Here is a 1,739-nt window from a genome sequence, read left to right on the forward strand (position 1 = left end):
CCGTTCGAACCGATATCAAAAAGATTATGGGAACGTTTTGTAACTACAGTTGGAGTAAATCCTACAAGTAGATGGGCTGATTTGAGTAATAAAGATTTGGAAGAAATAGCAATTCAATTGTCAAGAGCTGTTTTTAAAGCAAGTGGTAAAAGTACTTTTAAAGATGAGTTTGTTACTGCAGGTGGTATTACTTTAAAAGAAATTAATTTCAAACGATTTGAAAGCAAGCTACATTCAAACTTGTTTTTTGCTGGTGAGGTCTTAAATATAGATGCGGTAACTGGAGGTTTTAATTTTCAGAATGCTTGGACTGGTGGTTATATCATTGGGAATGTGTTGGGTGAAAATTAAAAACCGATTTGAATAAATAGCTCAAATGCACTTGTTCTAGTCGGATTGCTAATATTATTGTTCAATAAAAAACTTTCGCGAAACCCAAGTGCTACAGGAGCAATATTGAAATAAATATTATCGAAAATTAATTCTGCACCAACTGAGTTTTGTTGTAGTGTGCTTGGAGTGATTGTTAAAACAGGATCGAATGCTGAATCGTCTATTCCATAGGTTTTAGTGTCTATACTACTGGCATCAAAAAATGCATTGAAACGAATTCTTTTAAAGTAGGTCAGTCCCCAAATTCCAAAATCTGGATAAACTAAGGGAAGTTCATAATTCGCAGAAAATTTTACTACTTGATCGTTTGAAATACCATTATAACCTCTCGCATATCTAAATGTGTCTGAGTATCTATATTGGTTTTCAAGAAGTTCTTTTTGTCCGTTAAAAATAATGTTGAAACTATGGTTTTTGGATAATCCTGGAAAGAAAAATATACTACTGAAAGATATTTTTTCAGCAGTTACCTCTGAGATGCTTTTATTGTAATTGAAATTGAGATATTGTCCCCATCTAGGAGCTACATTTTGCAAGGCTGTCCTTCTGATATTAGAAAGTGTGATACTTGATTCTATGGCTCCAAAGTTTAATATGATGTTTTTAGAGATATCATAGTTGTACGTGTCGTGTTGGATATAATTTGTTTCAAATTCAAAAGATTGGGAATAGTTTCCTTTGAATCGAGAAAGCGGGATTGAAAAACCACCTCCGTAGAATAATTCATTAAATTCTGAAGCGTATGCTATTCCATTTGCGCCATAAGTTGAATTTCTTTTCAGTGTCGCTGTTTTTATATTCCAGCTAAATAAACCTTTTCCATATCCGAGATTCGCACGTAAACTATTAGTTCCTTCGTTGAGGTTATGCAAAACAGCTATATTTCCTCTAAAATCATTTAAAATATTTTGAAACTGAACATTGGCTCCTAGGGTGTTGGCAGAAGTGGTTGAGGTTGTCAATCCCCAACTATGCAATTTTGTGCCTTTAAAAAATCCTTTGTAATCATTAATTTTGTACTCTCTTTCAGGTATAGAGTCTAAGATGGCATGTTCAATTTCTGTCGTTTTTAAGTCGTAAAAATTATCAATTTCTAAATTCGGAATTATATAGGGTTTAAATTCAGATGGTAAATTTTGTTCATGTAGTTTGTATCCTTTGGTTGTAAATTCAGAATACATAATTTTTTTGTCATCTATAGAGATCTCTGGAAAATAGGCTCCGACTTCTACAGATGAGATTTGTTGCAAATTTCTATTTCCAGTCAAGTCCAAACTGTAAATATTATCGATACCGCTGAAAGAAGCAGAAAAATATATTTTCGACTCTGAAAGATTGTATTGTCC

The 1,739-nt window shown here is 32.9% G+C and carries 2 protein-coding genes; one reads left to right on the forward strand and one right to left on the reverse strand.

Annotated features, from left to right (window positions below):
- Nucleotides 1-351 (forward strand): NAD(P)/FAD-dependent oxidoreductase (locus P8H68_RS05520; protein ID WP_300322383.1); only part of this gene is annotated, 351 nt, incomplete at its 5' end.
- Here P8H68_RS05520 and P8H68_RS05525 read toward each other — a convergent pair.
- Nucleotides 348-1,739 (reverse strand): hypothetical protein (locus P8H68_RS05525; protein WP_300322384.1); only part of this gene is annotated, 1,392 nt, incomplete at its 5' end. The two genes, P8H68_RS05520 and P8H68_RS05525, sit on opposite strands and share 4 nt — an antisense overlap.

The sequence above is a fragment of the Flavicella sp. genome (assembly GCF_029238425.1).
Classification (GTDB): domain Bacteria; phylum Bacteroidota; class Bacteroidia; order Flavobacteriales; family Flavobacteriaceae; genus Flavicella.